Genomic DNA, 6,783 nt, shown 5'->3' on the forward strand with positions numbered 1-6,783 from the left:
GACTAGTAATTGCGAATATAACAGGTGCATAAACGGATAATCAGTAAAATATTAATCTCTTTCCATATATATATTTGCTATTCAAAATTACATACCCATTCCAAAACCCCGGCTTCTTTTCCTGGGCTGGTCGAGTTCTTCTTGTTGTTGCTTCTTCCGTTGCGGTACCTGGTCTATGTCCGGAACTTGGGAAATACTGTTCCCCTGTTGTTGGCTCTCTTCTCGGCCTTGTTCCTGGTGTGGTTCCTGAAGATCCCGGCTCCATTCGGCTTTCATCTTCTCAAGCCGTTCATGGTTCACACGTTCCGCCCACTCCTTTTTCTGGAAGATTTCTTTCGGGCTTCCGTTCTTCATGGTATTGAGATAATCGAAGGTCTGTTCCGGGGCCCGGTCATACCCTGTGCGCTTATCAAATGAAGATTCACACTTTCGGAAAAAATCTGTTCTGTCGAAACCGCCCTTCACGTTTCCGCAGTTCTTCTTCCCGGTGTGGTTGGTCTTTGGACTTAGCTTCCTGGTGTTGCTCCTGTCCTTCCGGCTGACGATGATATGTGCGTGCATGTCGTACCGGTCGGCTCCCTTCCTCTCAAAATGGATCTTTCCGTAATACTCGATATCCTCTTTGTTCAGGCCTTTTCCGAACCCTTCCGCATAGTGCTGCATCACATCATCACGGACATACTTTCTCATGGCTTCAGCCTGTTCCTTCTCGGTCTTGCCCATTTTCTCCAGTTCCCGGCTGGAAGGGCTTACCGTGATCACATAGAACTTCGCATCGCTCCGGCTTAATTTTGCCTTGTTGTTGTCTATCTTGAAGGTTACTTCCTGTGCGCTTATATAGTCACGTGAGTTATTGAAAAACGGCTGCACTTCCTGGCCGTTCTTCATGCGCTCCAGATCCTCATGCTGGAGGTAGGTCGTTACTCCTGTGCAGTTCCCTGTATTGGCATAGGTTCCGGAACCGCCACCCTGAATCTTTATGTTCATAGTCCCCTCCTTTCCTTTTCCCTCTCATAGACCTTGTTTATATCATCGAGCAACCCGGTCTTTCCTTTTGCATCGAGGAAGGAAACGATATGCTTATAGGCTTTAATCTGTGCCGTTTCGCTGGCTTCTATCCGCTTGAAGATTATATCCTGGTTCTTCCTGATAGTTGAATCTGCATCCCGCACCGCTTTTTCTGTCCGGTCTATGGCCTTGCCATTGTTGCCGGAACTGTTGATAATCTCGGCAAGCAGCTCCTTGTTATCCTTCAGGAACCGCCTGAACTTTTCTTCCGAAAGTAAGGATGAAAGGCTTATGGTTATCTGTGTGCTGGCTCCGGCCAGAGCTTCACAAGCCGGACGCACAAGATCCGTTTCCTGTTTCTTCAGGAATGCGAACACCTGGTCCATGCGCTTGATAAGCTTCTGCATTTCCTGTGCCGGGCTTTCATGCTCGACCGGGTTTATACCGTACTTCTCAAAGTAGTTTATGGCATGAGTAATATACTCCATTTTTGACACACTGTTTGCCTTGGCCAGACGGTCAAGTTTAGCAAAAGTGGTACGTTCTACCGCTACCGTTGTCTTACTGTCTTTTTCCATATAATTATAAGGCTTATTATAACGAATTAATATACTAACTAATTGGTTTACAAGATAGTATATTTATTCGTTATAACCAAATTATATTGGTATAATTTCCTAAATAGCTGATTTACAGCTAAAAACCCCGTAGGGCAAGAGGAAAAAACAGGGCTTGCCCGGTTTCCTCTTGCTGTTCTATCGAACACCCTCCCCAGCGCGAAATTAGCAAAGGGGACGGGGAGAGATAGAACCTATCCCACACACGTGAACACACACGAAAACCGCACACCTGGTACACAACAGAATTACCCAACAAAACCGCACAACAGGCCATGTCCGGAACACCACAAAAAACTCATCGGTCGGGGAGCGCCGCACGGCAAGGGGCGGGACCACCCGTCCCGACGAGTGCAGCCGTTTGCAGTGCAAATCAGTGTGCGGTTTTACTTGGATATCCGATATAAAATACCTAACTTTGATTCCGTAACGAAATCAAACAAAACAGACCTATGGAAAAGGAGCCAGGAAAAAAGACCGGGAAAGGTGGAGCCAGAGAAGGTTCCGGAAGAAAGGCTGTGTCCGGCATGTACACCAAGACCATGAGAGTGCCTACAGTAATGGAAGAAGAAGTGCTTTGCCTGATCGACATGTATTCGAATTGGATGAAGTCCGGGAAAATCGAAAAGGGTATGAAAAGGCGCACCACTCCGGAACAGAGAATGAGAGCTATCCGGTCAATACAGGAAATACTCGATTATGAGAAGCAGAGCCAGAAAATACACAAACAGGAAGAAGAGGATAAACGGCAGTTGTCTTTATTTTGATTCTGTCACAAATTCAAAATGATTGCAGTAAGTTCCGAAACGGCACATCCTGCAATCCTTCATTTGTCGTCATAATGCCCCCAGGCTGAAATGATGAACACAATTACGGTAGTCTCGTTGACCATATACCTGATACGGTTCTTCTTGTCCAGCTGTCTTGACCAGACACCCTCCAGGTATCTCAACTGTTCCGGATGCCCTGTACCTGTATATGGGTGTTCCCGGAGTTCATCAAGCAGCTTCTCCAGCTTCTTGAAAAGCTGCGGAGAGGATTTTCTCATTAACAGGACATGTTTTACCGCTTCTTTGGAAAATTCTATCTCATACATTGCCTTCGCCCTCTATACGGTTAAGAAAATCGTCCAGAGACTCATTCTTGGCCATTCTGAAGGTATTTCCGTTCCGGATATCTTCAATACCTCTCTGAATGGCCGCAAGTTCTTCTCTTGAAGGAAAATCGCCTTCCCTGACCGCACACACCATGATAGGTGCCGCATTGCGTCTAGAGATCAGGATCGTTTCCGTCTCTGCCATTTCGAAGTATTTCTTCTGGTTGGCACGAAATTCGCGTGTTGTAACAATCTGCATAGTTCTAATATATTGGTTTACACTGCAAAAATAGGGATAAAAATCAATAAAACAAAAGGTTTGTGTACTTATTTGTGTACACGCGCGGAAAGTTCGTACCTCAAAGAACGCTGCGCTGGCCTTTGCTTTGCTTTCACAAACATTCAAAAAGTCGTTTTTCACGGATTTGAAGGTTTAGAAGCCACATTCCGGCTAAAATTTTATGACTTGTTTTTAAGCATAGCTTATTATATGCTTATCAACTTTTAAAAAAACGGCTGTAACATATTGTTAAATAAGAAGTTACAAACAATAGTAACATTCTAAAAACGAGTTTTTGAATGCTAAAAACGAGTTTTTGAATGTTATTTATGGCTTTAAAAACGAGTTTTTGAATGTTTTCGTGGAGATACATTTTTGTATCTCGTTTTTAATTTTTATATTTGCGAGCATTCAATCTCTCGTTTTTAAAAAGTAAAGGTGTATGGCTATAAAAATAACAAACAAAGATGTGATACAGAGCTATTTAATGACTGTATCAAAGTACAACTTCTCAGTGTACGAAAAACGCATTCTGTACAGGCTTGTGGAAGCAATGCAATGTGAGATAGAAGGTAAAAAGCTTTATCCTGGACTTCGTATAGAAAAGACGCTATACGATGATAGAGTTGTTTTAATGCCCATTTCTGCGTTTTTAGCCAATGATGATGATGAAAACTACACCCGTGTCAAAAAAGCCCTGTTAGACCTTAGAAACAAATCTTTTGAGTTCGATGATGGACAAGTATGGAAGGTGATAGGCATCATCGAGAAACCACAATTCAATTACAAAAGAGGTTGGGTAAGATTTGAAATACAACCTGAAGTATATAATGCCGTACTTAATTTTTCAAAGGGCTTTAGGAAGTATGAACTTAAAACGGCCATGGAGTTTACAAGTCAGTACTCAATGCGTTTCTATGAGCTCATGAGCGGCCAAGAAAGACCTTTGATATACAGTATAGAAGACTTGAAAATCATGTTTGGTGTACAGGACAAATACAAAAGGAATCCCGATTTCATAAAATGGATTGTAAAACCAGCCAAAGAAGAATTGGATGCCAAAAGCCCTTATTCATTTGAATACAAAGTTCTGAAAGACGGTCGCTCTTTTCATTCACTGAAACTGTATCCAAAATACCAACCGGAACACAGGGATGAAGAACTCGAGAAGCACGAACTACAAAAACAGGTCAGCCTGGGCTGGGATCTGGACAGGCTTATCAGAAACTATCTAAAGCAAGAGCTTCTTTTCACAGACCAGGAAATAAGAAACAATATAGACCTTTTCAGGGTTGCTCAAAAGGAGCTTGATTTAATGCTGGAGCTTTCAACTCTGAAGGGAAAATCAAGGGATAAAAAGAACCCAAAAGGGTATATAATAAACGCACTGAGGGGAAAGGTAAAAGACAAGAAAATAATTTGATTCTGTAACATATTCAAAAAAAACATTATGAGAAAGATACTCTCCATTATTATCCTATCTATTATAATAGGCATCGAAATAAAAGCTCAAGTATTGTCAGTATCAGACACAATTCACGAATTAAGCTTTTTCTCTATAAGTCAAGTTTCAGGTGATACAATACATAGATCAAGTGCAAGATACTCACCGATGGATGAAGATGTAAACCAGAACTTCAGGAATCTTAGGATTGAAAAGGTTAAAGTTGAAAACAATATTTTTTATGTTCTCACATTTCAAAAAACTTCAGTTGTCAGTTACGATGCAAAATCATATGTAACATTAGCAATCGAGTTTGGAAGGAAAAACACAAGCCAACATGATGTGCTAAATGATAGTTATTACTTTGCTTTAACAGAATCTCAATATAATGAGATTAGAAATATTATTGCAGAAGGGAAAGGGAAAATAAAGAAAATTAAAAGTGATATCCAAGGAGAGCCTTATGTTGGTCCCAATTCCATAAAACATTGTTTAAAAAGCAGATATAAGGTAGAGCACACCTTTGCAATATCTGCATTTGGTAATGAGATAAAGTTTAGACTTCCAGAAACATATTATGGAATGAGGTTAACCAAAAAGCTCTTTAATAATAATCACTTTACTTGTAACAGAGAAGTTTTTGAAAAACTATTTAATAACCTACAATAGTACAAACATGAAAGAAGGAGACTTGATATTGGTATCTGCTGAAGCCACAGGCTTAGGGAAGCCAATGGAAGCCGTTATAGACAAGATTGAGATATTCATGGGACAAACCCTTGTAACAGTCACTTACACGCAACCTGACGCTTTATCTGGTTTCGGCGGTTGCTTTGTAGATGCACATATAATAAAGCGATAATATATTTTTCGTAGAATATGTATATTAATAAATATATTCTTTATATTTTTATTAGTAAATCATTGATATGCAAGAAAAAACAAATATACAAACATCAACATTAAGAGTACCTAAAAATATACTCGAAAAAATAAAAATATATTGCCGAAAAGCAGGAAAGCCTGTCGGTGAATGGGTTGAAACAGCCTGGAAATTCATAGAAAAGAACGACTTCGACATCTATGACAAAGAAACGACACCATTTCTTCCTGTTCCTCCAGACATCGAGAAGGAAAGGAACCAGGTAGAAGCCTTGTGTATGCTTATGAGTGAATTTATAACTGCACAGAAGCAAATACAGCTTCCGGCTCCAGAGCTTATCGCAAAGGCAGCTGAAGAGAAAGTACGTGCTGAAATGAAAGCTGAAGAACAGGCAAAAGATCTTCAGATCCTTCAGGAAGAAAACAACCGATTGCGTAACGAAATCAAAGTCCTTCAGGAATATAAGGAAAAAGCACACCGGGAACTTTGCCGGGTACGTGACGAACAGAGAACAATAGGGAAAATAAAAGTAAACACAGAACTATAATCCAGAATAATTTATATATACAAGTAAAAAAAAGAGTCTCTTTTATTTTATCATTTCTGAGACCGTAATTCAAACTGTGTCAATCCTTAACAAGACTGATTGCCTCAAATTTTACTTTCGGATAAATATCTGAAAATCAGATATGTATGAAGTAATATCGGACTAAATGAATGACAAGCTAAAGGGTTGACACAGTTCTATTTACGTACCCTCATTTCTTTATATTAATCGAATTTCACCTGCCAATTTTCATCCCGATAAGCAGAGAAACACATTTCTATTTGTTCCTTGTTATTCTTTTCTTCAGCTAATACTGGAAGCTCATCCAAACCGAAATAACGACTATCCACCGTTTCTATATTAGGTTGGAAACTCCCTCCTAAAACCTTACAGAGTACAAAAACTTTACATACATTATATGCATACGGAGGTTGGTTGTGTTTATTCCGGTCTTGCATGGCAATGATGCGCACCGCTTCCACATCCAATCCTGCTTCCTCCCGTACCTCCTTGACTGTATTTGATTTTATGGTTTGCATGACATCCACCCATCCGCCCGGCATAGACCATTTGCCGTTTTTTTCCTTTACTAACAGAATTTTATTGCCAGAAAAGATAGCTGCACGCGTATCCATTTTGGGAGTTTGGAAACCTGTTTCATTACAGAACAAATCTTGCACCCGTTCTAAAGGTAGACCGCTTTGTAAACTCATCATCTCTGCTGCTATTGCTCTGATACGTTCATACCGTTCCTTGTCAAAATCGTCTTTTGTATAAGTCAAACCAACCTGAGCCAAGAATTGAAGTTCTTTGGCCCATTCCAACCATTTCATATTACAATTATTATCCATTATAAAAAATATTTCTGATTCTCCGCAAACACACCTAATATTTTTAGTATATTAGCG

General features: G+C 40.1%; 10 protein-coding genes. 5 read left to right on the top strand and 5 right to left on the bottom strand.

All coding sequences use genetic code 11. The features are described from left to right. Positions 1–87 precede the first annotated feature (87 nt). Together DWW10_RS25385 and DWW10_RS25390 are read right to left on the bottom strand one after the other, a co-directional pair. The gene (locus tag DWW10_RS25385; protein WP_117929287.1) at positions 88–987 is read right to left on the bottom strand and encodes a DUF5712 family protein; all 900 of its coding nucleotides are present in this window, start codon (positions 985–987) and stop codon (positions 88–90) included. Further along, on the bottom strand, positions 984–1,586 hold the full coding sequence (locus DWW10_RS25390; RefSeq protein WP_117929289.1) for a BfmA/BtgA family mobilization protein: 603 nt from the start codon (positions 1,584–1,586) through the stop codon (positions 984–986). The genes DWW10_RS25385 and DWW10_RS25390 overlap by 4 nt, the downstream gene beginning before the upstream one ends. A gap of 491 nt (positions 1,587–2,077) precedes the next feature. Between DWW10_RS25390 and DWW10_RS25395 the strand changes: the two genes are divergently transcribed. Further along, the gene (locus DWW10_RS25395; RefSeq protein ID WP_007844273.1) at positions 2,078–2,392 is read left to right on the top strand and encodes a hypothetical protein; all 315 of its coding nucleotides are present in this window, start codon (positions 2,078–2,080) and stop codon (positions 2,390–2,392) included. A 59-nt stretch (positions 2,393–2,451) separates the two neighbouring features. Here DWW10_RS25395 and DWW10_RS25400 read toward each other — a convergent pair whose 3' ends face one another. Both DWW10_RS25400 and DWW10_RS25405 read right to left on the bottom strand, forming a co-directional pair. Then, positions 2,452–2,721 carry a Txe/YoeB family addiction module toxin gene (locus tag DWW10_RS25400; RefSeq protein ID WP_032530137.1) on the bottom strand — a complete coding sequence of 90 codons (270 nt, stop codon included), beginning with the start codon at positions 2,719–2,721 and terminating at the stop codon, positions 2,452–2,454. Beyond that, entirely contained in the window at positions 2,714–2,980 is a 267-nt protein-coding gene (locus tag DWW10_RS25405) for a type II toxin-antitoxin system Phd/YefM family antitoxin (protein ID WP_117929296.1), read from the bottom strand. The genes DWW10_RS25400 and DWW10_RS25405 overlap by 8 nt, the downstream gene beginning before the upstream one ends. 463 nt (positions 2,981–3,443) lie before the next feature. Between DWW10_RS25405 and DWW10_RS25410 the strand changes: the two genes are divergently transcribed. The 4 genes from DWW10_RS25410 to DWW10_RS25425 all read left to right on the top strand — a co-directional run bounded on the left by DWW10_RS25410 (position 3,444) and on the right by DWW10_RS25425 (position 5,875). After that, positions 3,444–4,424, top strand: coding sequence for a replication initiation protein (locus tag DWW10_RS25410; protein WP_117929291.1), 981 nt, complete (start codon positions 3,444–3,446; stop codon positions 4,422–4,424). Between the two features lie 27 nt (positions 4,425–4,451). Continuing rightward, positions 4,452–5,114 carry a hypothetical protein gene (locus DWW10_RS25415; RefSeq protein WP_117929293.1) on the top strand — a complete coding sequence of 221 codons (663 nt, stop codon included), beginning with the start codon at positions 4,452–4,454 and terminating at the stop codon, positions 5,112–5,114. Between the two features lie 7 nt (positions 5,115–5,121). After that, the gene (locus tag DWW10_RS25420; protein WP_007844267.1) at positions 5,122–5,307 is read left to right on the top strand and encodes a hypothetical protein; all 186 of its coding nucleotides are present in this window, start codon (positions 5,122–5,124) and stop codon (positions 5,305–5,307) included. Positions 5,308–5,374: 67 nt separating this feature from the next. Beyond that, positions 5,375–5,875 (top strand): hypothetical protein, encoded by a 501-nt coding sequence (locus DWW10_RS25425; RefSeq protein WP_117929295.1) that lies wholly within the window; start codon positions 5,375–5,377, stop codon positions 5,873–5,875. Between the two features lie 224 nt (positions 5,876–6,099). Here the strand turns inward: DWW10_RS25425 and DWW10_RS25430 are convergent, their stop codons facing one another. Further along, complete coding sequence (locus DWW10_RS25430; RefSeq protein ID WP_374937734.1) at positions 6,100–6,708, bottom strand: NUDIX hydrolase N-terminal domain-containing protein; 609 nt, start codon at positions 6,706–6,708, stop codon at positions 6,100–6,102. Between the last annotated feature and the right edge of the window lie 75 nt (positions 6,709–6,783).

The sequence above is a fragment of the Bacteroides intestinalis genome (genome assembly GCF_003464595.1).
GTDB lineage: Bacteria > Bacteroidota > Bacteroidia > Bacteroidales > Bacteroidaceae > Bacteroides > Bacteroides intestinalis_A.